The sequence below is a fragment of the Noviherbaspirillum sp. genome (assembly GCF_035944575.1).
GTDB lineage: Bacteria > Pseudomonadota > Gammaproteobacteria > Burkholderiales > Burkholderiaceae_D > Noviherbaspirillum.
Window position 1 is genome coordinate 1 of sequence record NZ_DASZBA010000014.1, and the last position, 24,983, is coordinate 24,983.

At 56.1% G+C, this 24,983-nt stretch carries 24 protein-coding genes and 1 tRNA gene; 22 read left to right on the forward strand and 3 right to left on the reverse strand.

Translation table 11 applies throughout. The features are described from left to right. Nucleotides 1-629: CoA transferase subunit A (locus VGU61_RS00690; RefSeq protein ID WP_326857172.1), on the forward strand; the 629-nt coding region annotated here is incomplete at its 5' end. Nucleotides 630-643: 14 nt separating this feature from the next. Continuing rightward, nucleotides 644-1,297 (forward strand): 3-oxoacid CoA-transferase subunit B, encoded by a 654-nt coding sequence (locus VGU61_RS00695; RefSeq protein WP_326857173.1) that lies wholly within the window; start codon nt 644-646, stop codon nt 1,295-1,297. Between the two features lie 81 nt (nt 1,298-1,378). Here VGU61_RS00695 and VGU61_RS00700 read toward each other — a convergent pair whose 3' ends face one another. Next, on the reverse strand, nt 1,379-2,161 hold the full coding sequence (locus tag VGU61_RS00700; protein WP_326857196.1) for a 3-hydroxybutyrate dehydrogenase: 783 nt from the start codon (nt 2,159-2,161) through the stop codon (nt 1,379-1,381). A gap of 112 nt (nt 2,162-2,273) precedes the next feature. Between VGU61_RS00700 and VGU61_RS00705 the strand changes: the two genes are divergently transcribed. Genes VGU61_RS00705 through VGU61_RS00715 form a run of 3 tightly spaced genes read left to right on the forward strand, consistent with a single transcriptional unit; the run spans nt 2,274 to nt 5,794 of the window. Then, a complete protein-coding gene (locus VGU61_RS00705) occupies nt 2,274-3,143 on the forward strand; it encodes an alpha/beta hydrolase (protein WP_326857174.1) in 870 nt (289 codons plus the stop codon). A gap of 25 nt (nt 3,144-3,168) precedes the next feature. Further along, on the forward strand, nt 3,169-3,516 hold the full coding sequence (locus VGU61_RS00710; protein WP_326857175.1) for a RidA family protein: 348 nt from the start codon (nt 3,169-3,171) through the stop codon (nt 3,514-3,516). Nucleotides 3,517-3,529: 13 nt separating this feature from the next. Then, the gene (locus VGU61_RS00715; protein WP_326857176.1) at nt 3,530-5,794 is read left to right on the forward strand and encodes a bifunctional (p)ppGpp synthetase/guanosine-3',5'-bis(diphosphate) 3'-pyrophosphohydrolase; all 2,265 of its coding nucleotides are present in this window, start codon (nt 3,530-3,532) and stop codon (nt 5,792-5,794) included. Here VGU61_RS00715 and VGU61_RS00720 read toward each other — a convergent pair whose 3' ends face one another. Continuing rightward, nucleotides 5,795-6,721: a cation diffusion facilitator family transporter gene (locus tag VGU61_RS00720; RefSeq protein WP_326857177.1), complete on the reverse strand. Its 927-nt coding sequence runs from the start codon at nt 6,719-6,721 to the stop codon at nt 5,795-5,797. A 181-nt stretch (nt 6,722-6,902) separates the two neighbouring features. On the opposite strand from VGU61_RS00720, the gene otnI reads away from it, so the two are divergent. From otnI to VGU61_RS00770, 10 genes are all read left to right on the forward strand, one after another. Next, nucleotides 6,903-7,691: a 2-oxo-tetronate isomerase gene (gene otnI / locus VGU61_RS00725; protein WP_326857178.1), complete on the forward strand. Its 789-nt coding sequence runs from the start codon at nt 6,903-6,905 to the stop codon at nt 7,689-7,691. A 37-nt stretch (nt 7,692-7,728) separates the two neighbouring features. Further along, nucleotides 7,729-7,805: transfer RNA gene (locus VGU61_RS00730), tRNA-Val, on the forward strand. A 214-nt stretch (nt 7,806-8,019) separates the two neighbouring features. Continuing rightward, complete coding sequence (gene thrS / locus VGU61_RS00735; protein ID WP_326857179.1) at nt 8,020-9,927, forward strand: threonine--tRNA ligase; 1,908 nt, start codon at nt 8,020-8,022, stop codon at nt 9,925-9,927. Between the two features lie 59 nt (nt 9,928-9,986). Next, nucleotides 9,987-10,508, forward strand: a complete 522-nt coding sequence (gene infC / locus VGU61_RS00740) for a translation initiation factor IF-3 (RefSeq protein WP_326857197.1) — start codon at nt 9,987-9,989, stop codon at nt 10,506-10,508. A gap of 174 nt (nt 10,509-10,682) precedes the next feature. After that, nucleotides 10,683-10,880 (forward strand): 50S ribosomal protein L35, encoded by a 198-nt coding sequence (rpmI, locus tag VGU61_RS00745; protein WP_326857180.1) that lies wholly within the window; start codon nt 10,683-10,685, stop codon nt 10,878-10,880. 24 nt (nt 10,881-10,904) lie between these two features. Then, the gene (rplT, locus tag VGU61_RS00750; RefSeq protein WP_057291604.1) at nt 10,905-11,264 is read left to right on the forward strand and encodes a 50S ribosomal protein L20; all 360 of its coding nucleotides are present in this window, start codon (nt 10,905-10,907) and stop codon (nt 11,262-11,264) included. A 100-nt stretch (nt 11,265-11,364) separates the two neighbouring features. Next, nucleotides 11,365-12,381 (forward strand): phenylalanine--tRNA ligase subunit alpha, encoded by a 1,017-nt coding sequence (gene pheS, locus VGU61_RS00755; RefSeq protein WP_326857181.1) that lies wholly within the window; start codon nt 11,365-11,367, stop codon nt 12,379-12,381. Nucleotides 12,382-12,439: 58 nt separating this feature from the next. Next, nucleotides 12,440-14,866 carry a phenylalanine--tRNA ligase subunit beta gene (pheT, locus tag VGU61_RS00760; protein ID WP_326857182.1) on the forward strand — a complete coding sequence of 809 codons (2,427 nt, stop codon included), beginning with the start codon at nt 12,440-12,442 and terminating at the stop codon, nt 14,864-14,866. 45 nt (nt 14,867-14,911) lie between these two features. Next, nucleotides 14,912-15,325: an integration host factor subunit alpha gene (locus tag VGU61_RS00765; protein WP_326857183.1), complete on the forward strand. Its 414-nt coding sequence runs from the start codon at nt 14,912-14,914 to the stop codon at nt 15,323-15,325. Between the two features lie 8 nt (nt 15,326-15,333). Beyond that, nucleotides 15,334-15,723, forward strand: coding sequence for a MerR family transcriptional regulator (locus VGU61_RS00770; RefSeq protein WP_326857184.1), 390 nt, complete (start codon nt 15,334-15,336; stop codon nt 15,721-15,723). Between the two features lie 95 nt (nt 15,724-15,818). Here the strand turns inward: VGU61_RS00770 and VGU61_RS00775 are convergent, their stop codons facing one another. Next, nucleotides 15,819-16,559 (reverse strand): response regulator, encoded by a 741-nt coding sequence (locus VGU61_RS00775; protein ID WP_326857185.1) that lies wholly within the window; start codon nt 16,557-16,559, stop codon nt 15,819-15,821. Nucleotides 16,560-16,977: 418 nt separating this feature from the next. On the opposite strand from VGU61_RS00775, the gene VGU61_RS00780 reads away from it, so the two are divergent. The 7 genes from VGU61_RS00780 to VGU61_RS00810 form a co-directional block, all read left to right on the forward strand. Continuing rightward, complete coding sequence (locus VGU61_RS00780) at nt 16,978-18,420, forward strand: sigma-54 interaction domain-containing protein (RefSeq protein WP_326857187.1); 1,443 nt, start codon at nt 16,978-16,980, stop codon at nt 18,418-18,420. 282 nt (nt 18,421-18,702) lie between these two features. Then, nucleotides 18,703-19,440 (forward strand): 3-oxoacyl-[acyl-carrier-protein] reductase, encoded by a 738-nt coding sequence (gene fabG, locus VGU61_RS00785; protein WP_326857188.1) that lies wholly within the window; start codon nt 18,703-18,705, stop codon nt 19,438-19,440. A 125-nt stretch (nt 19,441-19,565) separates the two neighbouring features. Next, on the forward strand, nt 19,566-21,698 hold the full coding sequence (locus VGU61_RS00790; RefSeq protein ID WP_326857190.1) for a 3-hydroxybutyrate oligomer hydrolase family protein: 2,133 nt from the start codon (nt 19,566-19,568) through the stop codon (nt 21,696-21,698). A 121-nt stretch (nt 21,699-21,819) separates the two neighbouring features. After that, complete coding sequence (locus VGU61_RS00795; RefSeq protein ID WP_326857192.1) at nt 21,820-22,593, forward strand: ABC transporter ATP-binding protein; 774 nt, start codon at nt 21,820-21,822, stop codon at nt 22,591-22,593. Continuing rightward, a complete protein-coding gene (locus VGU61_RS00800; RefSeq protein ID WP_326857194.1) occupies nt 22,593-23,303 on the forward strand; it encodes an ABC transporter ATP-binding protein in 711 nt (236 codons plus the stop codon). Before VGU61_RS00795 ends, VGU61_RS00800 begins: the two co-directional genes overlap by 1 nt. 102 nt (nt 23,304-23,405) lie before the next feature. Then, nucleotides 23,406-24,599: an ABC transporter substrate-binding protein gene (locus VGU61_RS00805; RefSeq protein WP_414691573.1), complete on the forward strand. Its 1,194-nt coding sequence runs from the start codon at nt 23,406-23,408 to the stop codon at nt 24,597-24,599. Between the two features lie 105 nt (nt 24,600-24,704). Next, a partial coding sequence (locus tag VGU61_RS00810; protein WP_414691572.1) for an ABC transporter permease subunit occupies nt 24,705-24,983 on the forward strand: 279 nt, incomplete at its 3' end.

Here is a 24,983-nt window from a genome sequence, read left to right on the forward strand (position 1 = left end):
TAGGCGGTTTCGGCCTCTGCGGCATTCCCGAGGCGCTGATTGCCGCCTTGCGCGACTCCGGCGCAAAGAATCTGACCGCTATTTCGAATAATGCCGGCGTCGACGGTTTCGGCCTCGGTCAATTGCTGGCAACCCGGCAGATCAAGAAAATGATCGCTTCCTATGTCGGCGAAAACAAGGAGTTCGAGCGCCAGTACCTGGCGGGTGAGCTCGAGCTTGAATTCACGCCGCAGGGCACATTGGCCGAGAAGCTTCGCGCCGGCGGTGCGGGCATTCCAGCCTTCTTTACCAAAACCGGCGTCGGCACCATCGTTGCCGAGGGCAAAGAAGTGCGCGAGTTCGATGGACATCAGTATGTGATGGAACGTTCGCTGGTCGCCGATGTGTCCCTGGTGAAAGCGTACATGGCGGATAAGGCGGGCAACCTGGTATTCCGTAAAACCGCCCGGAACTTCAATCCGAACGTGGCAATGGCCGGAAAGATCACCGTGGTCGAGGTCGAGAAACTGGTGGAGATCGGCGAGATCGACCCGGACGATGTACATACACCCAGCATCTTCGTTCACCGCATCGTGGTTAACGCGACGCCGGAAAAGCGCATCGAACAACGCACCACGCGTGCAAAGTAAAGCGGAGAATAACCATGGCATGGACTCGTGATGAAATGGCCGCGCGTGCGGCGAAGGAACTGCAAGACGGTTTTTATGTGAACCTGGGCATCGGTTTGCCGACCCTGGTAGCCAATTATGTGCCGAACGATATCGAAGTATGGCTGCAGTCGGAGAACGGGTTGCTTGGCATCGGCCCCTTTCCGACGGAAGAGGAAGTGGACCCCGACCTGATCAATGCCGGCAAGCAGACGGTAACAGCCTTGCGCGGTTCTTCCTTCTTCAGCTCGGCGGATTCCTTTGCGATGATCCGCGGCGGAAAAATCAATATCGCCATCCTTGGCGCGATGCAGGTCAGCGAGAAAGGTGATCTTGCCAACTGGATGATTCCGGGCAAAATGGTCAAGGGCATGGGCGGCGCGATGGACCTGGTGGCTGGCGTCGGTCGTGTGGTGGTGTTGATGGAGCACGTGGCCAAGGCAAAGGACGGTTCCACTTCGCACAAGATATTGAAGAACTGCGACTTGCCGCTCACCGGTGTCGGCGTGGTTAACCGTATCATCACCGATCTCGGCGTCATCGACGTTACACCAACAGGCTTGAAACTGATTGAGCTTGCGCCCGGCGTAACCAAGGAAGAAGTGATCGAGAAGACCGGAGCGGAGATCGATGTGGGATCGGCCCGATAGGTGATTTCACAGACGCTATATGAAATATGAAAAACGGCGCTTGATGCGCCGTTTTTCATTTCCGTGTTGAGAGCGTGCGTCTTATTGCGCCACCCAGCCGCCATCCATGTTCCATGCCACGCCACGCACCTGGCTTGCAGCGTCGCTCGACAGGAATGCTGCCAGTTCCCCCAATTGCTCCGGCGTTACGAATTCTCCCGATGGCTGTTTCTCCGCCAGTAATTGCTTCTTCGCTTCCTCATTCGACAAGCCGTTTTGCGTTGCGCGTGCATCTACCTGTTTTTGCACCAGCGGCGTAAGCACCCAGCCGGGGCAAATGGCATTGCAGGTAACGCCAGTCTGGGCAGTCTCCAGCGCGGTAACCTTTGTTAGGCCGACCAGCCCATGCTTGGCGGCGACATATGCCGATTTTTGTGCAGACCCTACCAGGCCGTGCGCGGAAGCGATGTTGATGATGCGGCCCCAGTTTCGTGCTTTCATTGCCGGAAGCGCGAGGCGCGTGGTGTGAAATGCCGACGTTAGATTGATGGCGATAATCGCATCCCATTTCTCTACCGGGAAATCTTCGATGTTCGCAACATGCTGAATGCCGGCGTTGTTGACCAGGATGTCGACAGCCCCGAATCGCTCGGCGGCGAACTGCATCATCTGCTCGATATCGTTGGCCTTGGACATGTCCGCGCCATGATAGGCAGTCTCCACGCCGTACTTGCTCCTGAGTTCGGCTTGCACCTTTTCAATTTCATCGGGATCGCCGAATCCATTCAAAACAATGTTTGCGCCACGTTCGGCGAAGGTTGTGGCGATACCCAGGCCGATGCCCGATGTGGAGCCGGTAACAAGTGCCGTTTTACCTTTAAGCATGGAGCCCTGCATGATGTCCTCTGAAAATGAAAATGGATGGCAATAAACTTAATAGGATTTTAAGCGCAACGACCAGTAAAATGCGAGAACCGAAACTTGACTTTAGATAAAAATGACCGAATTCCGCTTGGAAAGCGTCCAGTGCCTGTCTCCGGCCGGTCTGCATACCATGGCATACAAGGAGTGGGGCGATCCACAGAACCCCAAAGTCCTGGTATGTGTACATGGCGTTACCCGCATCTCAGATGATTTCGACAATCTGGCGCGGGAAATGTGCGGCGATTATCGAGTGGTATGCCCTGACGTTGTTGGCCGCGGCCGCTCCGGTTGGCTGAAAGATCCGCAACACTACCAGTTGCCGCAGTATGTGAGTGACATGGTGACCCTGTTGGCGCGCCTGAACGCGGACACCGTGCACTGGTTTGGCACCTCGATGGGCGGACTGATCGGCATGGGTCTTTCATCACTCACGGACAGCCCGGTGCGGAAATTGATTCTGAACGATATCGGCCCTACATTGAATCCTGCCGCGCTGACGCGCATCGGTGACTATCTGGGGCAGGATGTGCGTTTCGACACCTTCGAGGAGGCTGCACAATATATCCGCGATATATCCACGCCCTTTGGTCCCCACAGTGACTCGGAATGGCGCAAACTCGCAGCCGACGTGCTGCGACAGGATAAGGACGGGAAATGGATTCGCCATTATGACTTGCGCTTGTCGGTGCCGTTCAAGTCAGCCACACCGGAGAGCGCGAAAATAGGCGAAGCAATGTTGTGGGCCGCATACGATGCGATTCGCTGCCCCACATTGCTGGTTCGTGGCGCCGAATCGGACCTGGTCACTCCGGAAGTGGCACGCTTGATGAGCGAACGCGGGCCGAAAGCGGAATTGGTCGAGATCGAAGGCGTCGGGCATGCTCCGACGTTCATGCACGCGGATCAGATCGCGATAGCCAGGAAGTTTTTGCTCGCCGATTAGATAAATCAACATTTACCGGAACATCATGGATATCAAACGTTTTCATGTCGGAAAACGACTTTCCGAAATGGCGGTGCATAACGGTACCGTGTACCTTGCCGGCCAGATTGCGGAGGATACGACGCAAAACATCGCAGGGCAGACCCGTGAGGTGCTTGGGCATGTGGATCGCCTTCTGGCTGAGGCGGGAAGCGACAAGAGTCGCATATTGATGTGCCAGATTTACCTGGCCGATCTCAAGGACTTTGCCGAGATGAATGCAGCATGGGACGAATGGGTGGCCGATGGGCATGCGCCTCCGCGAGCGACGGTGCAGGCGCAACTTGCCAAGCCCGAATGGCTGGTGGAGATCGTAGTAACTGCGGCGCTTTAAACCGTACAGGCAGATGGTATCTCTCGCGGCAGCGCAAAGCGAAACCCAGGTGCAGCTCGTTTCCGGACTGAGTGCCGAGGACGGCGCCCGGGTAATGGCAGCGCTTGACTTCGTGAAACCCATCTACGCTGGCAAGCCGGTAATTACCGGGCAGGACGCTTTCCTATTTTCCCAGAGCGTCGCTGCCGTGCTCGGACAACTGAATGCCGATGTGGATACCCGTATCGCAGGACTGCTGTTTGAATTGCCGGTCATCGACCCGAAAGCCGCAGAGGGGCTGGAGCCGATTTTCGGCAAGGAGATAGTTGATTTGCTGACGGGCATCCGGCAGCTGATGCGACTGCACGAGCAGACTTTTGGTCACCAGGAGAGCGCCCGAGGCAAGAACTCCTCGCAACAGGCTGGCGTGCAATTGGAGACGCTTCGCAAAATGCTTCTGGCGATGGCTTCCGATATGCGCGTCGTCCTGGTCAGGCTTGCCTCCCGCGTCACAACGCTCCGCTATTTTGCGGATATGAAACAGGAAAATCAAAAGACGCACGATTACGCACGCGAGACGCTCGACCTATATGCGCCGCTGGCTAACCGGCTGGGTATCTGGCAACTCAAGTGGGAACTCGAAGATCTTGCTTTTCGCTTCCTCGAACCGGTAACTTACAAGCGTATCGCCAAGATGCTGGAGGAAAAGCGGATCGAGCGGGAGGGATTCGTCGAGGCGGCGATTGCGCGCCTGCGGTCCGAACTCGCGGCGGCCGGCATCAAGGCGGAAGTGTTCGGCAGGCCTAAGCATATCTACAGCATCTGGAGCAAGATGCGCGGAAAGTCGCTCGACTTTTCCGAGTTGTACGACGTTCGTGCATTCCGCGTGATTGTCGATGACATCAAGACCTGCTACACGGTTCTTGGATTGGTGCACAACATCTGGGCGCCGATTCCCCAGGAATTCGACGATTACATCGCCCGGCCGAAGCAAAATGGCTATCGATCGTTGCATACCGTCGTGGTCGCGGAGGATGGACGAGCATTGGAAGTGCAGATCCGGACCCAGGAGATGCACCGTTTTGCGGAGTACGGTGTTGCTGCGCATTGGCGCTATAAGGAATCCGGCGGCTCGAATTTTTCGGCCCAGAAGTACGATGAAAAAATTGCCTGGTTGCGTCAGCTTCTTGCATGGAAGTCCGAAGTTGCGGATGCGGTGGTCGGGCAGGAAGATATGCAGCGTGAATGGGTGGAGAAGCTCAAATCCGCCGCGCTCGACGATCGCATTTATGTATTGACGCCACAAGCGCGGGTGATCGAATTGCCGAATGGCGCGACGCCTATCGATTTTGCGTATCACCTGCATACCGACCTCGGGCATCGGTGCCGCGGGGCGCGGGTCGACGGCGTGTTGGTGCCGCTCAATACGCCGCTCAAGAATGGACAGACCGTCGAAATCATCTCGGCAAGAGGCGGTTCGGCGCATGCAGTCGGTCCATCGAGGGACTGGCTGAGTGCAGGTTATGTAGCCAGTCCGCGTACTCGTGCCAAGGTGCGCGCATGGTTCAATGCAATCGAGCAGCAGGAAACACTGGCGCACGGACGCGCGCTGGTTGAGAAGACCTTGCAGCGGGAAGGCAAGACCGCGGTCAATCACGAAGAGCTTGCGCACAAATTGGGTTTTGCCAAGGTCGATGATTTATTCCTGTCAGTGGGCAAGGATGAGTTCAGCCTCAGGCATATCGAGCAAGCGCTGCATGCTGACGACGCGGCCAAGCACATGGCCAAGAGCGCGTTGGCGGACGACGAAGTCATCCCTAACAAAAGCAAGGCGTCGAGCGTTACCCAGGGCGCGAAATCCGGTGTGCTGGTCGTTGGAACGGACGGCTTGCTGACCCAGCTTGCGCGATGCTGCAAGCCGGCGCCGCCGGACGACATCGTCGGTTTCATTACGCGAGGTAAAGGCGTTTCGATACATCGCGCGAACTGCAAGAATCTTGCGCAGATGCGCACCAAGGCCATTGAACGTGTTATTCACACTACCTGGGGTGAGCCCGGGCGTGAAACCGTGTATCCGGTGGATATCTTTATTCTTGCAAGCGATCGTCAGGGCTTGCTGCGGGATATCACCGAAATCTTTTCGCGTGAGAAAATTAACGTTATCGGTGTCAGCACGCAAAGTGCGAAAGGACAGGCGCGCATGGCTTTTACTGCCGAGATCGGCTCCACCGCGCAGTTGCAAAAAGCTCTGGCAATAATCAGGGACGTCACCGGTGTCATGGAAGTGAAGCGACAATAGTTATTGTCTCTTCTCGGTCGCAGAAATTTCGGCCTGCACGGTGATATGGTCGATTCCATGCTTCTCGAGAAGCATGGTTTTGATATCGTGCAGCACCGCAGGCCATTCCTGCAATTCACGTATTTCAACATGGCCGATCAGTGCCGGCTGGCCCGGCGTCATTTCCCAGACATGCAGATCGTGAACCGACAGTACTCCATTGATCGCAGCGAGGTCGGCACCTACCTGCAGATAATCGATATGCGCAGGCACGCCTTCCATTAAAAAGTGGTAAGACTGCCGCAATACATGGAATGTCGATCGCAGGATCAAGAGGCAAACCAATATCGACAGCAACGGATCGATCGGCATCCAGCCGGTAAAATAAATTACGGCACCAGCGATCAGCGCGGCAAGCGAGCCAAGCAGGTCGCCCATCACGTGTATGAGCGCAGCTTTGGTATTCACGCTTTCCTTGTCATGGGACAGCAACCATGCGACGACCAGGTTGATTGCAAGGCCGATCGATGCCACCATTAATACTGCCTCGCCTTGGACATTCGAAGGATTCAAGAAACGCTTCGCGGCTTCGATGCTTATCCAGGCCACCACGGCGAGCATGGCAAGTCCGTTGATAAACGCCGCGAGCGCCTCGGCGCGTCCAAAGCCGAAAGACTTGGTGGCAGAGGGTGGACGCTTTGCAATGATTTGCGCGAGAAGCGCCAGGCCGAGTGCGATCGAGTCTGTTGCCATATGGCCGGCGTCGGAGATAAGGGCGAGGGAATTGGCCCAGAATCCGGCTGTGACTTCAACGAGTGCAAATCCCATGGTCAGCATCAGCGACCAGCCGAGAACGCGGGGATCGCGGCCTTCCACTGAGTGGCCATGGGATGCGTCTCCCGCATGGTGTGCATGCAAATGGGTAGAGGAGGCTGGCCGTGACTTCATGTGCATGAGATCGATATGGAAAGCGCATTCATTGTTATCGACATGTGTTAATTCCTGTTTTGCTACCATGCCGAAATAGTGCGCTTCGGACTGTACTCAGTAATTTTGGTAATGCTTGCTTTGAACCGGCAGCCCACGAAACGTTGCAGGCGGATCATTTACTTCTCTTCCCGGACATCCCATGCCAAAGTTTGCCGCCAATCTATCCATGATGTACCAAGAGGTTGATTTTCTAGATCGCTTCGCCGCTGCGGCCGCAGACGGCTTCGATGCCGCCGAGTTTCTCTTTCCTTATGGTTACGTCAAGGATGAAATTAAATCAAGATTAACCGATGCAGGTCTCGGCCTAGTTTTGTTCAATTGTCCGCCAGGTGATTGGAATGCCGGAGAACGTGGAATGGCTTCCGTTCCTGGGCGGGAAGAAGAGTTCAAGCGCAGTATCGATAGTGCGCTCGACTATGCTCAAGTGCTTGGGAACCAGCGGCTTCACGTCATGGCGGGCCTGCTCGCGCCGGGGCAGGATCGCGCACGTCACCGCGAGGTTTACGTGCGAAATTTGTCTTATGCCGCAGCGCAGGCGGCTGCTCACGGAATTACTATATTGATTGAGCCGATAAACACGCGGGATATGCCGGGATACTTCCTGAACTATCAAGGCGAAGCACATGAGATCTGCGAAGAGGTAGGAGCCAAGAATTTGCAAGTACAGTTCGATATGTATCATTGCCAAATCATGGAAGGCGATGTCGCAACAAAGTTGCGACGCAACATCGCACGAATCGGACATATGCAGATCGCCGGCGTCCCGGGCCGGCATGAGCCTGATACCGGCGAGTTGCACTATCCTTATTTGTTCCAACAGATCGATCAATTGAAATACGACGGCTGGATCGGTTGCGAATATCGACCGAAAAACGGAACTTCGGAAGGACTTGGCTGGTTGCGTTCATGGATTGGCAAGAAGCACTAGCGGATTAATTAATTTGCCGCTATAATTTCGCTTCTTTAGGCTCGTAGCTCAGCTGGTTAGAGCACTACCTTGACATGGTAGGGGTCGTTGGTTCGAGTCCAATCGAGCCTACCAACGAAATCAGTACCACATTTGTAAGAGTGAGAAAGGCAATCCCGGTTATGACACCGCGAACTACAACCGTTAAGGTTTGTGAGCGACGCTAGTCGGGATCTTTTTCGCTGGTACAAATTGAAAAAGCGCGGCTAGTCCGCGTTTTTTTTCGTCCGCGTTTTTTGATAATTTTTCTAGCGTCCGGTACAACTTGTGTATCGGTATGGAGTGCAAAATGGTTTCAGTCCGACTTCCAGATGGTTCGCAACGTCAATTCGACGCACCGGTTACAGTGAGTCAGGTCGCTGCCAGCATCGGCACAGGTCTTGCAAAAGCCGCCTTGGCCGGCAAAGTCGACGGCAAGCTGGTCGATACCTCTTATCTGATCGATCATGATGCCGATCTCGCCATTGTCACCGATAAGGATCCGGATGGACTGGATGTAATCAGGCACTCGACTGCTCACCTGCTTGCCTATGCGGTGAAGGAGCTGTTTCCGGATGCGCAGGTAACCATCGGGCCGGTGATTGAAAATGGTTTCTATTACGATTTCTCGTACAAACGGCCATTCACTCCGGAAGACCTGCAAGCCATTGAAAAGAAAATGCTGGAACTGGCGAAAAAAGATGAGCCGGTAACACGAAAGGTATTGCCTCGTGATGAGGCGGTGTCCTATTTCAAGTCAATCGGCGAAGCCTATAAGGCTGAAATCATTTCCTCCATACCTCAGGGTGAAGATGTCTCCCTGTATTCGGAGGGTGGTTTTACCGATTTGTGCCGGGGACCGCATGTGCCTTCGACCGGGAAGTTGAAGGTATTCAAGCTGATGAAGCTTGCTGGCGCTTATTGGCGAGGCGATTCGAAGAATGAAATGCTGCAGCGTATCTACGGTACCGCTTGGGCGAAGAAGGAGGATCAGGAAGCGTACTTGCACATGCTGGAAGAAGCCGAAAAACGTGATCACAGGAAATTGGGCAAGTCGCTCGACCTGTTTCATTTCCAAGATGAGGCGCCCGGCCTGGTTTTCTGGCATCCGAAAGGATGGACGATCTGGCAACAGGTTGAGCAATACATGCGGCAGGTCTATCGCGAGAGCGGCTATCAGGAGGTCAAGGCACCGCAGATTCTCGATCGTACCTTGTGGGAAAAAACCGGGCATTGGGAAAACTATCGCGAAAACATGTTCGTGACCGAATCGGAAAACCGCAATTACGCGTTAAAGCCGATGAATTGCCCGGGACACGTTCAAATTTACAATTCCGGCATGCGCAGTTATCGCGACCTTCCGTTGAGGTATGGCGAGTTTGGTCAATGTCATCGCAACGAGCCGTCAGGCGCGCTGCACGGCATCATGCGGGTGAGAGGCTTCACCCAAGACGACGGGCATATTTTCTGTACCGAGCAACAGATTCAGGAGGAGGTAAAAGCCTTTCATCAGCAGGCGATGAAGGTCTACAAGGATTTTGGCTTCTCTGAAATCTCGATCAAGATCGCCCTTCGCCCGGAGAATCGTATCGGATCGGACGAGACCTGGGATGAAGCTGAAGATACGCTGCGCGCGGCGCTTCGGGTATGTGACGTTTCCTGGGAGGAGTTGCCAGGTGAAGGGGCTTTCTATGGTCCGAAGATCGAATACCATCTGAAAGATTCGCTTGGGCGGCCTTGGCAAGTCGGTACCATGCAAGTGGATTTCTCCATGCCCGGACGTCTGGGTGCGGAGTATGTCGCTGACGACAACAGCCGGAAAGTACCGGTAATGCTGCACCGTGCGATTGTCGGTTCCATGGAGCGTTTCGTTGGAATCCTGATTGAAAATCATGCCGGCGCCTTGCCGCTCTGGTTAGCACCGGTTCAGATTGCAATTTTGAACATTTCCGAAGCGCAGGCCGAATATGCGCAAAAAGTGGCACAAAACCTGAAAAAACAAGGGTTTAGAGTCCATCTCGATTTGCGTAACGAGAAAATAACCTATAAAATACGCGAGCATTCGGTTCAAAAACTGCCTTACATCGTCGTTATCGGCGACAAAGAACGGGATGCAAACACAGTGGCCGTGCGTGCGCGGGGCAACGTCGATCTGGGTGTCATGCCATTCGACGCATTGGTGGAACGCCTGAATAACGAGGTGGAAACCAAAGCCTAAAGGGGAAACCCGAAGCGCTAGAGCACGGCTTAGTTATTTGACTTTAAAAGGAAACTGCAATAGCTACTGACAAGTCGCATCGCATCAACGGTGAAATCACTGCGCCCGAAGTACGCCTGTCCGGTGTGGACAACGAGCCTATCGGCATCGTAAGCCTGGCCGAAGCGTTCCGCTTGGCCGAGGAAAAGAACGTCGATCTGGTGGAGATTGCGCCAACCGCGCAGCCACCGGTCTGCCGCCTGATGGATTATGGCAAGTTCAAGTACCAGGAACAGAAAAAAGCTCACGAAGCCAAGCTGAAGCAGAAGGTGATACAGGTCAAGGAAGTCAAGTTCCGTCCTGGTACCGATGAAGGCGATTACAACATCAAACTGCGCAACCTGATCAAATTTCTGGACGAGGGTGACAAGACAAAAATCACCTTGCGGTTTCGTGGCCGTGAAATGGCGCACCAGGACATCGGTATGCGCATGCTCGAACGCTTGAGGGGAGACTTGGACGTGTACGGACAGGTCGAGCAATTTCCCAAGATGGAGGGCCGTCAGATGGTGATGGTGATCGCCCCCAAGAAGAAAAAATAAGAATCGTCACAAAAGAATTCATGATTTGCGCTGCTTGTTTTCGGACAGGTGGTGCGATATGCAGCGAACTCGATTTCGACTGCACAACAAGTGAGAGCAGGCATCCAAGTGCAACGAAGTGTTGCCACCTGCAATCATGTTAAAACTGGAGCTGTCCTTAGGACAGATATTGTTATGCCTAAAATGAAGACGAAGAGCAGCGCCAAGAAGCGCTTTCGCGTACGTCCGGGCGGTACCGTCAAGCGCGGTCAAGCCTTCAAGCGTCACATCCTGACCAAGAAAACCACCAAAACCAAACGCCAGCTGCGTGGCTCGGTAGATGTCCATGATACAAACATGGTATCCGTCCGCGCGATGATGCCGTTCGCTTAACCTCACACGATATAAGGAGTTCATATGCCTAGAGTCAAACGTGGGGTCACAGCGCGGGCCCGTCATAAAAAAGTTCTGGATCAAGCAAAAGGCTATCGTGGTCGCCGCAGTACGGTTTACCGTATTGCTAAGCAGGCGGTCATGCGCGCCGGTCAGTATGCATACCGCGATCGTCGTAACAAGAAGCGCGTATTCCGCGCACTGTGGATCACGCGTATCAATGCTGCATCGCGCGAGCATGGCGTCACCTACAGCGTGTTCATGAATGGCTTGAAGAAGGCCAATATCGAACTCGACCGCAAGGTGCTTGCCGATATGGCTGTGATGGACAAGCCGGCATTCGCCGCGATTGTCAATCAGGTGAAGGCCAACATCGCCGCTTAAGGTCTGATCGCATGCGTGCCACCTTTTGTGGTGGCGCACACCCGGCGGGGCAAAGGTCTTGACCTATGCCCCGTTTTATTTTCGGCTTCTCATCGACTGCATGAACTCCCTAGAACAACTCGTCATTCAGGCAAGAACTGATTTTGCTGCGGCTGCCGATGCGGCATCGCTGGAAAACGCGAAAGCGAAATATCTTGGCAAGACTGGACAGATTACCGAGCAGATGAAAGGCCTTGGCAAGCTCTCGCCCGACGAACGCAAGGCGCAGGGCTCCATCATCAATGTCGCCAAGGAGCAGATCGAAGCGGCGCTGAACGCGCGTCGCGACGAGCTCGCCGATGCGCAGATGCAGGCTCGCCTGAATGCGGAAGCGATCGACATTACGCTGCCCGGCCGTGGCCGTGGCATGGGCGGAATCCATCCGGTAATGCGTTCCTGGGAGCGCGTCGAACAGATTTTCGGTTCCATCGGCTTCGATGTCGCTGATGGTCCGGAGATTGAAACTGACTGGACCAATTTCACTGCATTAAACAGTCCCGAAAACCATCCTGCGCGATCGATGCAGGATACCTTTTACGTCGAAGGCAAGGACAGCCAAGGTAAGCAACTGCTGTTGCGCACCCATACCAGTCCGATGCAGGTGCGCTACGCGCGGATGAACAAGCCGCCCATCAAGGTGATCGCGCCGGGGCGTACGTACCGTGTCGACAGCGATGCCACGCATTCACCGATGTTCCATCAGGTGGAAGGGCTGTGGATTGCGGACGATATCAGTTTCGCCGACCTCAAAGGCGTTTACCTCAATTTCGTCAAGGCGTTCTTCGAGACGGATGATTTACAAGTACGTTTTCGTCCTTCCTACTTTCCTTTTACCGAGCCATCAGCCGAGATCGACATTGCTTTCGGCAGTGGGCCATTGAAAGGACGCTGGCTTGAAGTTTCCGGTGCCGGACAGGTCCACCCGACCGTGGTGCGTAACATGGGGCTCGATCCGGAGCAATATATCGGTTTCGCTTTCGGCTCCGGGCTTGAGCGCCTGACGATGCTGCGCTATGGCATCAACGATTTGCGCCTGTTCTATGAAGGCGATCTTCGCTTCCTGAAGCAATTCGTTTAAACATTCCATTTGCCTCCCTGTACAGGGAGGAACCCTGTCTGAATCTGAAGGTTTCACTATGCAATTCTCCGAGAACTGGCTTCGCACTCTGGCTGATCCGAAAATGACGTCCGATGAACTGTCGCATCTGCTGACCATGTCAGGACTGGAAGTGGAGGAGGTCGAGCCGGTGGCGCCGCCGTTTTCGAACGTGGTGGTTGGCAAAGTGGTGGAAGTAGCGAAGCATCCGAATGCCGATCGCCTGAATGTGTGCCAGGTGGATGCCGGAACTGGCACGCTGTTGAATATTGTTTGCGGCGCACCGAACGTCCGCGCCGGGATGAAGGTCCCGTGCGCAATGGCCGGAGCGAAGCTCCCTCCCGGTGATGACGGCAAGCCGTTCGAGATCAAGGTCGGTCAGTTGCGCGGCGTGGAGTCGCAGGGCATGCTGTGTTCGGCCCGCGAATTGAAGCTGTCCGAGGATCATGGCGGATTGCTGGAATTGCCCGGCGATGCGCCGGTTGGTCAAAATTTTCGCGATTACTATCAGCTCAACGATCTGAAGTTCACCATCAAGCTGACGCCCAACAAGGCTGACTGCCTGTCGGTGCTCGGCGTGGCACGGGAAGTATCCGCGCTGACCGGTACCGCGCTCAAGCTCCCCGGATTTCAACCAATACCCGTCACTACCCAGGAAAAGCTGCCCGTCAAGGTGTCGGCACCTGATTTATGCGGCCGATTTTCCGGACGCGTCATCCGTGGCTTGAATGCGAAGGCGGCGACGCCGGATTGGATGAAGCGCCGCCTGGAACGCAGTGGCCAGCGTCCGATCTCCGCGCTGGTGGATATTTCAAATTACGTGATGCTGGAACTGGGACGTCCAACTCACGTATTCGATCTGGACAAGATTCACGGCGGCCTTGATGTGCGCTGGGGAAAAAAGGGTGAGAGCCTCAAGCTGTTGAACGGCAATACGGTCGACGTCGACGAGTGGGTTGGTGTGATCGCCGACGAGCGCGAGATTGAGTCGCTGGCAGGCATCATGGGCGGCGATTCGACAGCTGTTTCCCTCGAAACGCAGAATATTTATCTCGAGGCTGCGTTCTGGTGGCCGCAATCGATTCAGGGCAGGGCGCGCCGCTATAATTTTTCCACCGATGCGGCGCACCGCTTCGAGCGCGGCGTGGATTACGCGACGACTGTCGAACATATCGAACGCATTACTGCCTTGATTGTGGAAATATGTGGCAGCAAGGAAACCCAGGTCGGCCCGGTCGATGATCATGTCGTGAATCTGCCGCAGCGCAAGCCGGTTAGCGTACGAACCGCCCGCGCGGTAAAAGTTATTGGCGTGCCGCTTACCGATGAGCAGATCGCGAATATCTTTACTCGCCTGGGACTAAATTACACCAGCGAGCCCGGCCTCTTCACCGTTACCCCGCCGTCCTACCGGTTCGATATTGAGATCGAAGAGGATCTTATCGAGGAGATCGCGCGCGTCTACGGTTTCGAAAATATCCCGGCGCTGCCGCCGGTCGCGCCCAACACGATGCGCATTCCAGCCGAAAGCCAGCGTCCGGCCTTCGCGTTGCGCCGCCAAATTGCGGCCCTCGATTATCAGGAAGCGATCAATTTCAGTTTTGTCGAAGAGGCTTGGGAGGCGGATTTTGCAGGCAATCGCGAACCGATCCGGCTGCTGAACCCGATCGCCAGCCAGTTGAGCGTGATGCGATCCACCTTGATTGGCAGCCTGGTCGCCAATGTCCGGTATAACCTCAATCGCAAACTCGGCCGGATACGCCTGTTTGAAATCGGCGCCGTGTATCTGCGCAACAGCCAGACACAGGATGGACCACTGTCGGTCGCCGGCTACGATCAGCCCAAGCGCGTTGCCGCGATCGCTTATGGCCCGCTGGCTGAAGAGCAATGGGGGCTTCCGACGCGCAACGTCGATTACTTCGATATCAAGGCAGATCTGGAGGCGTTGCTGGCACCGCGGACGCCTCGTTTCGTCAGGGTCGATCATCCTGCCATGCATCCGGGCCGCTCGGCCGAAGTCGTGCTGGACGGAGCTACCATCGGTGTTATCGGCGAGCTCCATCCGCGCTGGCAGCAGAAGTATGACCTGCCCCTCGCTCCAGTGCTGTTTGAAATCGACATGCTCGCATTACAAGATCGAAGTGTTCCGATGTATCAGGAAATTTCGAAGTTTCCGGCGGTCGTGAGGGATCAGGCGCTTGTTGTAAAACAGTCGGTTTCTGCCCAGGACTTGATCGACACATTCATTTCCCAACGGAAGGCAAATCCGGCGTGTGATATTATGCAAGCCGTTGTTTTATTTGATGAATATCGTGGAAAAGGGTTGGAAAACGACGAGAAAAGTCTTGCTTTCCGATTCACGTTGCAAGATACTCAAACCACCCTGCAGGACGACAAAGTAAACGCAGCAATGGCCGCGTTCGTGGCGTCCGTCGTCGAGAAACATGGTGCGAAACAGCGTACTTAATGTGCTCATGCATTTGAAAACAAGCCGGGGGCAGGGACAATTACAATGAATGACGTGAACTCAGCCGAACTTCAATCTATCTTGGCGGCCGACCTGAACCGCGCGGTGCTCGAAGCACAGGCCCGCTCTCAGGCTGCCAAAGATTTGCCGACATTGACCAAAGCGGAGCTGGCTGAATTGCTTTTTGAGCAAGTGGGTTTGAACAAGCGGGAAGCAAAGGATATGGTCGAGACGTTTTTCGATGAAATCCGCAATGCCCTTGAACGCGGTGAGTCGGTCAAGCTGTCCGGTTTCGGTAATTTTCAATTGCGCGACAAGCCGCAGCGCCCGGGCCGCAATCCGAAAACCGGCGAGGAAATCCCCATTACCGCACGTCGCGTGGTCACTTTCCATGCCAGTCAGAAGCTCAAGAGCATGGTCGAGGTGGTTGGCAGTGACAAGGTAGCGCAGCTCGCCTGACCTATTCCATGAACGATCGCTCCAGCAAGCCTGAACTTGCCGCCTTGCCGCCGATACCGGCCAAGCGCTATTTCACAATTGGTGAGGTCAGCGAATTATGTGGCGTCAAGCCACACGTGCTGCGTTATTGGGAGCAGGAATTCACGCAACTCAAGCCGGTCAAACGCCGTGGCAACCGGCGCTATTACCAGCATCATGAAGTATTGCTCATTCGGCGCATTCGGGAGCTGTTATACGAACAGGGATTCACGATAAGCGGCGCACGCAACAAGCTCGATAGCCGCCTGACACCGGAAGAGGGCACAACGGACCTTACTGTGGGATTGCCGCCGCTGGAAATGGATACCATCGCGATCCGCCAGGAATTGAATGAGATTCTCAGCCTGCTGAAGCGGTGACGCGATCCGCATGCGCTTCACCCAGGTCCTTCTGGTAGCAACCAACAAAAAAGCCGCATTATTGCGGCTTTTTTGTTGTGGTGCGTTGTTATGCCTTACTTCAGATTGTCGAGAACGGTCACAAGCTTATTGATGTCGAGCGGCTTGGCAAAGTAATGATCAAAGCCGGCTTTTTCCGCGCTGATACGGTCGCTTTCCTCCGCATAGCCGGTCAGGGCGACGAGCAGTGATGTATTGAGCCCGACGTCGAGCCGCAGACGCTGCGCTACTTCATAGCCGTTCATCGCCGGCAGGCCGATATCAAGGATGACGGCTTCCGGGCGAAATCTCAATGCTTCGGAGATCGCACTCGCACCATCATGAGCGATGTGAATGTCATGTCCGCATACCTTGAGCAGCTCGCCAAGCGATTCCGCTGCGTCCACGTTGTCATCCACGATCAGGATTCTGCGCTGTCCGCCCGGCAAGGCGGAGGGTAAGGAGTTTTCGCCTGTTGAAGCATTCTCGTCCTCTGGCGTTGGCAGTGTACCGTTGGCTGATGCCAGGCTATTGCCGCCGACATCACCAGCACCGGATTGGCTCCACGCTCCACTGGCGGTAAAGCCGCGGGTAAAGGGACCGGCTTCAGGGTGTGGAGTCGGCTGAGGCACACTACCTGCGTCCGGGCGGAGTATGCGGACTGGCAAATGAAGGTGGTGCGCGTCCGCATGGGCGGGCATACAGATAGGGCCGTTTCTGCGAACTGTGTCGATGGCGAATGCCGTTCTATTCGAATCGGGTGCTGCTTTGACGAGTGCACCTTGTTCATCGTGGCGCTGAACAAAATGGTCGTTCATATTGCCCTCTTCGGAGTGTGTCGTACTTGTGAGATAAATCGTTGCCCGTCCAAGCGAATGCTTGCCGATATGAATGCACTACGCTATTAATCGGCAAACATCGTCAGAATAGACGACGTCGGGTCGACTGCTTTGGCATACATCATGGATAGAATGCGGCGGCTGCAGTTACTTGCTTTATGCAATTTCATCGATAAGAAGCATGAAGCGCCAAAAAATTCCCCGGCTATTTATGATTCGCGCCCAATAGTTTGATGATCCACAGGAAGCCGTCCGGTAACGCAGATATTGGTCCATGCTTTCCCGGTCGCATCTATAATCAACGCACTCGGTGTGGTGATGTCACATCGATCCCGGTGGAGACCCGGGATGACAATAAGCAGCATATGTTTTCTGCTGCAATCCGAATGGAACGAGTATGAAATCATCCGTAAGTCCCTCCTGGGACGTTGACAGCATCCTGCGCGTCGGCATGCAGTCCTTGCTGGACTTGTTCGACGATTCCTGCGAGGGAACATTGGCGGTCGATGATCAGGGACAGGTTGCCTGGATCAATGATAAATACGCCGCTTTTCTAGGACTGAAAGCACCAGAGGATGCGCTCGGCAAGCCGGTCGAGGAAGTCATTCCCAACAGCCGCATGCGGGAGATCATCCAGACCGGCAAGCCGATCCTGCTCGATATCATGATGATCCGGGAGCAGCCGTTGGTGGTAATGCGAATCCCCCTGAAGGACGACGCCGGCAAGGTTATCGGGGCCTTGGGATTTGCGCTGTACGATCGTCTGCAGCGTCTGAAGCCCTTGGTATCGAAGTTCGCGGAGCTTCAATGGGCGCTGGCCAATACCCAGAAGGAACTCGCGCAGCTGCGGCATACGAAATATTCGATCTCCAGTTTCGTCGGTGTCAGTCCCGTTTCGCTCGAACTGAAACACCGGGCACGGCGGGCCGCTCAACTCGACACGACGGTGTTGCTGCTCGGCGAAACAGGCAGCGGCAAGGAATTGCTTGCCCACGGGATTCATGCGGCGTCCGGAAGGGCCGGCAAGCCGTTCGTCGGCATCAATATCGCTGCGGTCCCCGAGACCCTGCTGGAAGCAGAGTTTTTCGGTGTTTCGCCAGGTGCTTACACAGGCGCCGACCGTAAGGGACGGGACGGAAAATTCAAGGTCGCCGACGGCGGTACGCTGTTCCTCGATGAAGTCGGCGACATGCCCCTCCAGGTGCAGGCCAAGCTGCTGCGGGTACTGCAGGAACAGGAAATCGAGCCGCTGGGGTCCAACAAGATCATCAAGGTCGATGTGCGCGTCATTGCTGCCACCAGCCACGATCTAAAGCAGTTGGTAGCGGACGGTAAGTTCCGCTCGGACTTGTATTACCGCCTCAATGTGCTGCCGATCGCCTTGCCTCCCTTGAGGGAGCGGCGTGCCGATCTCGATGCGCTGTGCGAACACCTGCTTGAACAGATCGCCAAGCGCACCGGCATGCCGCAGCGCGAACTCGCACCCTGCGCACGCGCCGCGCTGGCGGCATATAGCTGGCCGGGTAACGTCCGTGAATTGAGGAATGCGCTTGAACAAGCAGGCATGCTCACGGATAACCTTAGTCTCAAGGCGGAAAATTTTGCCGCTTTCCTGCCCATTGTCACGGAAGGCGCAACGCCGCCGGAAAGCGCCGATACGACGAAACAGGCATGCACCGTGCGGCCGCTGGCGGAAGCAGTGGCAGAGGTGGAGCGGAAACTAATCAAGTCCGCGCTCGAAAGCACAGGCGGAAATAAGGCGTCGGCGGCGAAAATGCTCGGCATATCACGTGCAACGCTTTATCAAAAAATCACCGAATTCAACCTGCTGTCTAATTAATGGACACGTGTCTGTTAATTAGACACTTCATTTATTCCTTATTTTTCAATGACATAGATCAAAGTCCCGTAGATCATGTCTGAATATCAGACATATTGGCGGCTTATATCTCTATGTCTTTCAGCCTTATTTCAGTCTTCTCCTGAAATACTCCTTTAATTTCAACAACTTAGCAATGGTGGCACGGCAATTGCCAATAGTGGTTATCGGCAACGGTCCATCATGCTTACCCACCAGCAAAGCACGGTCGGCCCTAGCCTAAAACTACATTTAGGAGGCAGAGTGCGGCTTGCAAATAAGGTGGCGCTCATTACCGGCGCAAGTCGAGGAATCGGCAAGGCGACTGCGCTGAAGTTCGCCAAGGAAGGCGCCAAGGTCGTCGTCTGCGATCTTGACGATGCAGTGGCGGATACCGTCGCCGAGATCCGGCTGCAAGGCGGAGTGGCGATCGGCTTTACCGTAGATGTCACCAAGGCGGAAAGCATCGAAGCCATGATCAATGGCGCGCTCAGCTCCTATGGTCAGATCGATGTTCTGGTCAACAATGCCGGCATCGTCGCCGACGCCCAACTCAAGAAGATGACCGACGAGCAGTTCGATCGAGTCATCGATGTCAACCTCAAGGGAACCTACAACTGCACCAAGGCGGTTGTCGAGGCCATGATGGAGCGCAAGACCGGCGTAGTCCTCAACGCGTCGTCGATCGTCGGTATCTACGGCAACTTCGGCCAGACCAATTATGCAGCCAGCAAATTCGGTGTGATCGGCATGGCCAAGACCTGGGCCCGTGAACTCGGCAAGCATGGCATCCGCGTCAATGCGGTATGCCCCGGGTTCATCGAAACCTCCATTCTCAAAGCGATGCCGGAAAAGGTGATCCGTGCGCTGGAGGAGCGCGTGCCGCTCGGCCGACTCGGCAAACCCGAAGAGATCGCCAATACGTTCGCCTTCCTGGCATCGGATGAAGCCAGCTACATCAACGGCGCCGTGATCGAAGTATGTGGAGGAATGACGCTGTAGCAGTTGGCGGAAAAACCAGTAATCGAATCAGGAAGCAAACATCGTAGACGTGTAAGTAGCAGTTCCACAGAAGACCAATGTTTTCCTGGCCAATGGTGGCCGGATAACCCTAAGGAGCGAGACACATGGCTTTACACAACAAACTCGGCTTAACGTCGATCGTCGCCGCCGGCATACTTGCCGGTTGTGGCGGAAGTTCGGATGCGCCGGAAGATATCAATACCAAACCAAGCTTTCTCGGAACGGTCCAGAAGACCGCGTACGATGGCGTCAGCGACGATCTGCTGACGGCAGGCTTGGGCAGGACAGGCCTACAAGGCGCTGTGCCGACTTATGCGGATGCAACCCGGCCCACGGCCGCGGAATTGCGTCGCAACACCATCTACAGCAATTACCGCGCGCTGATCGACCCGAGCGTCAACGGCGGCTACGGCACGCTCTATGGTCCGAATGTCGACAACGCGGGGAACCCCACGCTGGGCGAAGGCAGGATCGCCGGCGATGAATACATCGCTTATGCCGATGACGGCACAGGGCAGGTCAACGTCACCTTGATGGTGCAAATCCCCGCAGGATTCGATAAGGCGAATCCATGTATCGTTACCGCGACATCGTCCGGATCCCGTGGCATGTACGGCGCGATCGGCACGGCGGGCGATTGGGGGCTGAAGCAGAAATGCGCGGTTGCCTACAGCGACAAGGGTAGCGGCATCGGCTTCCATAACCTGCAGAGCAATACCGTCAATCTGATGAACGGCGCGCGTGCCGATGCGGCAACGGCGGGCAGGAATTCGAACTTCACCGCCAATCTGACCTCAGCCGAACTGGCCGCCTTCAATGCGGCGACGCCGAATCGTTATGCGATCAAGCAGGCGCATTCCCAGCAGAACTCCGAGAAGGATTGGGGCAAGTACACTCTGCAAGCCGTTGAATTCGCGTTTTATGCGCTGAATGACAAATTCGGCGACCTCGCAAAGGACGGCACGACACGCCTCAATACCATCAAGCCGGCCAATACCCTGGTCATCGCATCGAGCGCATCCAACGGCGGCGGTGCTGCCATCCTTGCGGCCGAGCAGGACACCAAGGGCTTGATCGATGGCGTAGCCGTATCGGAGCCGGTAACGCCGATAGCGCTCGCATCCAATGTCAGCGTCCGGCGTGGCAACACCCCCGTCAGCCGTGCTGGCCTCGGGCTGTACGACACCATCACCATCGCCAACCTGTACCAGCCATGCGCAGTGCTTTCTCCATCGCTGGCCGCATCGCCGCTTCTGGTTGCCGTGAATACCACGCTGGCGACCAATCGATGCGCATCGTTGCGTGCGAAGAATCTGCTGACGGCAACCACCGTGGCGGCACAGGCGGAAGAATCGTTGCAGAAACTGCGTGAAGCCGGCTTCGAGTCGGACAGCGACCTGCTGCATGCGTCGCACTACGGCACATACGCCATCCTCGCGCCTTTCTACGCCAACATGTACGGCAAGTTCAGCGTCAGGGACAACATCTGCGGCTACAGCTTTGCGCCAGTCGTCGCGACGACAGGTGCATTGACGACATTGACGCCGGCACAGGAAGCGCAATTCTTCGCAAACGCCAACGGTACGCCGAGCGGCGGCCTGGGCGTGGTGAACAACAACGCCGTCGGCGGTCCGATCGGGGATGCATTCTCGGTCTCGCCGTCCACATCCCTTGCCGACTACAACATCGATGGCGCAGTCTGCCTGCGCAATCTGGCGACCGGTACCGATATCACGACCGGCGCGCCATTGACAGGTGCCGCGCTGGCCAATTCGCAACGGGTACGTGCCGGCATGGCGGAAGTGCTGCATAACGCCAACCTGCGCGCCAAACCGGCCATCATCGTGCATGGCCGCAATGACGCGCTGATCCCGGTGAATCACAATTCGCGTGCCTACTTCGCAGCCAACAAGGCGGTCGAAGGTGCTGCAAGCAAGTTGTCCTATATCGAGATCACCAATGCGAATCACTTCGATGCGTTCCTCGGCTTCCCTGGTTATGACAGTCGGTTGATCCCCATCCACCGTTATCACATCCAGGCGATGAACATGATGTACGCCCATCTGAAGAATGGCGCGGCGCTCCCGCCAAGCCAGGTGGTTCGTACTGTGCCGCGGGGTGGTGCCGCCGGTGCTGCGCCTGCGATTACTGCGGCCAACGTTCCGCCGATCCAGGCGACGCCGGCAGCAGGCAATCAAATCACGTTCAGCAATAACACCGCAACGATTCCGGAGTAAGCAACGAACAGGCGGGCGGCCATACCGTCCGCCTGAGCGGAGCTGCACGGAAGTTTCAGATCGGGTTGCTCAATAAGCCGGATCAACAATGGCAACCCGGCAGCAATAGTGGAGAAATACGATGGCAAGCGAAGTCATACTGGAAACGCGGAACCTGACGAAGGGCTTCAAGGGTTTCATCGCGGTGAACGACGTCAATTTCAAGGTCAAGCGCGGGTCGATCCATGCCTTGATCGGGCCGAATGGCGCGGGCAAAACGACGTTCTTTAACCTGCTTACGAAATTCCTGATCCCGACCGAAGGCAGGATCATTTACAACGGCAATGACATTACCGCACTCAAGCCGGAGCAGATTGCTCACCGCGGCGTCATCCGCTCGTTTCAGATATCCGCCGTCTTCCCGCACCTGACCGTGCTGGAGAACGTGCGCATCGGCCTGCAGCGCGCACTCGGCACCAGCTTCCATTTCTGGAAAAGCGAAAGGACCTTGTCTCGCCTGAATGACCGGGCAATGCAATTGCTGCGCGAAGTGGACCTGGAAAGCTTCGCGGATACGGTCACCGTGGATCTTCCGTATGGCCGCAAGCGTGCGCTGGAAATCGCCACTACGCTGGCAATGGAACCGGAACTGATGCTGCTCGACGAGCCGACGCAAGGCATGGGCCATGAAGACGTGCATCGCGTCACCGAGCTGATCAAGAAAGTATCCGCCGGCCGCACCATTTTGATGGTGGAGCACAACATGAGCGTGGTCTCGGGCATCTGCGACAAGATCTCGGTGCTGCAGCGCGGTGCGCTGCTCGCCGAAGGTACCTATCAGGAAGTATCGAACAATCCGCAGGTGATGGAAGCCTACATGGGCACCACCACCGGCGCGCTGGAAGGAGCACATTGATGGCGGCCGCTGCACTTGAAATCAAGAATCTGAAAGCCTGGTATGGCGAATCGCACATCCTGCATGACGTCAATCTGTCGGTGAAACAGGGCGAGGTGGTGACGCTGCTGGGCCGCAACGGCGCCGGTCGCACCACGACGCTGCGCGCCATCATGGGCCTGACCGGCACCCGCAAGGGATCGATCAAGATCGGCGGTTCCGAATCCATCGGCATGGCCACGCACCATATCGCCCACCTTGGCGTCGGCTACTGCCCGGAAGAGCGCGGCATCTTTTCGTCGCTGTCGGCGGAAGAAAACCTGCTGCTGCCGCCGACGGTATCAAAGAATGAAAAAGGCATGTCGATCGACGAGATCTACGAGATGTTCCCGAACCTGAAGGAGCGCCGCTCCAGCCAGGGCACGCGGCTGTCCGGCGGCGAGCAGCAGATGCTGGCGGTGGCGCGCATCCTGCGCACCGGGGCGCGCCTGCTGTTGCTCGACGAAATCTCGGAAGGACTGGCGCCGGTGATCGTGCAGGCGCTGGCGCGCATGATCACGAACCTGAAGGCGAAGGGTTACACCATCGTGATGGTGGAACAGAATTTCCGGTTTGCCGCGCCGCTGGCGGACCGGTTTTATGTGATGGAGCACGGTCAGATCGTCGAATCATTCGCATCGTCCGAGCTGGAATCCAAAATGCCCGTGCTGAACGAGCTACTGGGCGTTTGAAAAAGCAATATCTGGCGAGACACGCGACACGGAACACAAGCAGCACACTGAAGTAAATCCACTCAACAATCAGGAGAAGACATGAAATTTCAGTCCAAGATTATGGCAGCCGCATTGGGTGCAGCATTCGCCGCAGGCATCGCAGCCCCTGCATCCGCACAAATTTCCGGAGACGTGATCAAGATCGGCCTGATCACCGATATGTCGGGCGTCTATGCTGACGTCGACGGTCCTGCAGGTGCTGAAGCGGTCAAGATGGCGATCGCCGACCTCGGTGGCGCCATCAACGGCAAAAAAGTTGAATTCGTCGTCGCCGATCACCAGAACAAGGCCGATATCGCCGCCAGCAAGGCGCGCGAATGGTTCGACCGCGAAGGCCTCGACATGCTCATCGGCGGCACGAACTCCGGCGCCAATCTGGCAATGGCAAAAGTCGCAGCCGAAAAGAAGAAAGTGTTTTTCTCCGTCGGCGCTGCGACATCCCGTCTGACGAATGAAGAGTGCACACCCTACACCGTGCACTACGCCTACGACACTGTCGCACTGGCACGCGGCACTGGCGGCGCGATCGTCAAACAGGGCGGCAAGGACTGGTACTTCCTGACTGCCGACTATGCGTTCGGCGCGTCGCTTGAAAAAGATACCGCGGACGTGGTCAAGTCCAGCGGCGGCAAGGTGGTGGGCAGCGTCAAGCACCCGCTGTCGGCATCGGACTTCTCCTCCTTCCTGCTGCAGGCACAGTCGTCGAAGGCGCAGATCCTTGGCCTGGCCAACGCCGGTGGCGACACCATCAATTCGATCAAGGCGGCTAACGAGTTCGGCATCTCCAAGTCAATGAAACTGGCTGGCCTGCTGATGTTCCTGACCGACATCCACTCACTCGGCCTCGACCTGACGCAAGGCATGTACCTGACCGACGGCTGGTACTGGGACCTGAATGACGACACCCGCAAGTGGTCGAAGCGTTTCTTTGAAAAAATCAAGCGCATGCCAACCATGTTGCATGCCGCGGATTACTCGGTCACCGTGCAGTACCTGAGCGCCGTGAAAGCCACCGGCACCGACGACGCCGACAAGATCATGTCGACGCTGAAGAGCACGAAGATCAACGACGTCTTCGCCAAGGGCGGCGTGATCCGCCCGGACGGCCGCATGGTGCACGACATGTACCTGATGGAAGTGAAGAAGAAGTCCGAGTCCAAGTACCCATGGGATTACTACAAGGTGGTCCAGACCATCCCCGGCGATCAGGCTTACGCAACCAAGGCCGAGTCGAAGTGCGCACTCTGGAAATAAGCTGAATCGGAATGCCTCGTGCGGTCCCTCCGGATTGCACGGGGCTTCGATTCGATCTTGCTACATCATGCCGCGCTGTTTGCGGCATCACCTGGTTAAGTTGCTATGGAAATCTTCGGCATACCCTTGCAAGCGATGCTGAGCCAGCTGCTGCTCGGGCTGGTCAACGGCTCGTTCTACGCCATGCTCTCGCTCGGCCTGGCCGTCATCTTCGGCCTGCTCAACGTCATCAACTTCGCCCATGGCGCCCTCTACATGATGGGCGCCTTCCTGGCCTGGATGGGACTGAACTACTTCGGCGTGAACTACTGGATCATGCTCTTCGCCGCTCCGCTTCTGGTGGGCGCCTTCGGCATCCTCATCGAAAAGTCCATGCTGCGCTGG

Coding starts and splice junctions, on each gene's coding strand:
- VGU61_RS00705 (WP_326857174.1), top strand. CDS start 2,274: ATGACCGAATTCCGCTTGGAAAGCGTCCAGTGCCTGTCTCCGGCCGGT.
- VGU61_RS00805 (WP_414691573.1), top strand. CDS start 23,406: ATGGCAGCCGCATTGGGTGCAGCATTCGCCGCAGGCATCGCAGCCCCT.
- VGU61_RS00710 (WP_326857175.1), top strand. CDS start 3,169: ATGGATATCAAACGTTTTCATGTCGGAAAACGACTTTCCGAAATGGCG.
- pheS (WP_326857181.1), top strand. CDS start 11,365: ATGAACTCCCTAGAACAACTCGTCATTCAGGCAAGAACTGATTTTGCT.
- VGU61_RS00715 (WP_326857176.1), top strand. CDS start 3,530: ATGGTATCTCTCGCGGCAGCGCAAAGCGAAACCCAGGTGCAGCTCGTT.
- VGU61_RS00765 (WP_326857183.1), top strand. CDS start 14,912: ATGAATGACGTGAACTCAGCCGAACTTCAATCTATCTTGGCGGCCGAC.
- VGU61_RS00770 (WP_326857184.1), top strand. CDS start 15,334: ATGAACGATCGCTCCAGCAAGCCTGAACTTGCCGCCTTGCCGCCGATA.
- VGU61_RS00780 (WP_326857187.1), top strand. CDS start 16,978: ATGAAATCATCCGTAAGTCCCTCCTGGGACGTTGACAGCATCCTGCGC.
- pheT (WP_326857182.1), top strand. CDS start 12,440: ATGCAATTCTCCGAGAACTGGCTTCGCACTCTGGCTGATCCGAAAATG.
- VGU61_RS00695 (WP_326857173.1), top strand. CDS start 644: ATGGCATGGACTCGTGATGAAATGGCCGCGCGTGCGGCGAAGGAACTG.
- VGU61_RS00800 (WP_326857194.1), top strand. CDS start 22,593: ATGGCGGCCGCTGCACTTGAAATCAAGAATCTGAAAGCCTGGTATGGC.
- VGU61_RS00700 (WP_326857196.1), bottom strand. CDS start 2,161: ATGCTTAAAGGTAAAACGGCACTTGTTACCGGCTCCACATCGGGCATC.
- rpmI (WP_326857180.1), top strand. CDS start 10,683: ATGCCTAAAATGAAGACGAAGAGCAGCGCCAAGAAGCGCTTTCGCGTA.
- VGU61_RS00775 (WP_326857185.1), bottom strand. CDS start 16,559: ATGAACGACCATTTTGTTCAGCGCCACGATGAACAAGGTGCACTCGTC.
- rplT (WP_057291604.1), top strand. CDS start 10,905: ATGCCTAGAGTCAAACGTGGGGTCACAGCGCGGGCCCGTCATAAAAAA.
- VGU61_RS00790 (WP_326857190.1), top strand. CDS start 19,566: ATGGCTTTACACAACAAACTCGGCTTAACGTCGATCGTCGCCGCCGGC.
- VGU61_RS00720 (WP_326857177.1), bottom strand. CDS start 6,721: ATGAAGTCACGGCCAGCCTCCTCTACCCATTTGCATGCACACCATGCG.
- otnI (WP_326857178.1), top strand. CDS start 6,903: ATGCCAAAGTTTGCCGCCAATCTATCCATGATGTACCAAGAGGTTGAT.
- thrS (WP_326857179.1), top strand. CDS start 8,020: ATGGTTTCAGTCCGACTTCCAGATGGTTCGCAACGTCAATTCGACGCA.
- VGU61_RS00795 (WP_326857192.1), top strand. CDS start 21,820: ATGGCAAGCGAAGTCATACTGGAAACGCGGAACCTGACGAAGGGCTTC.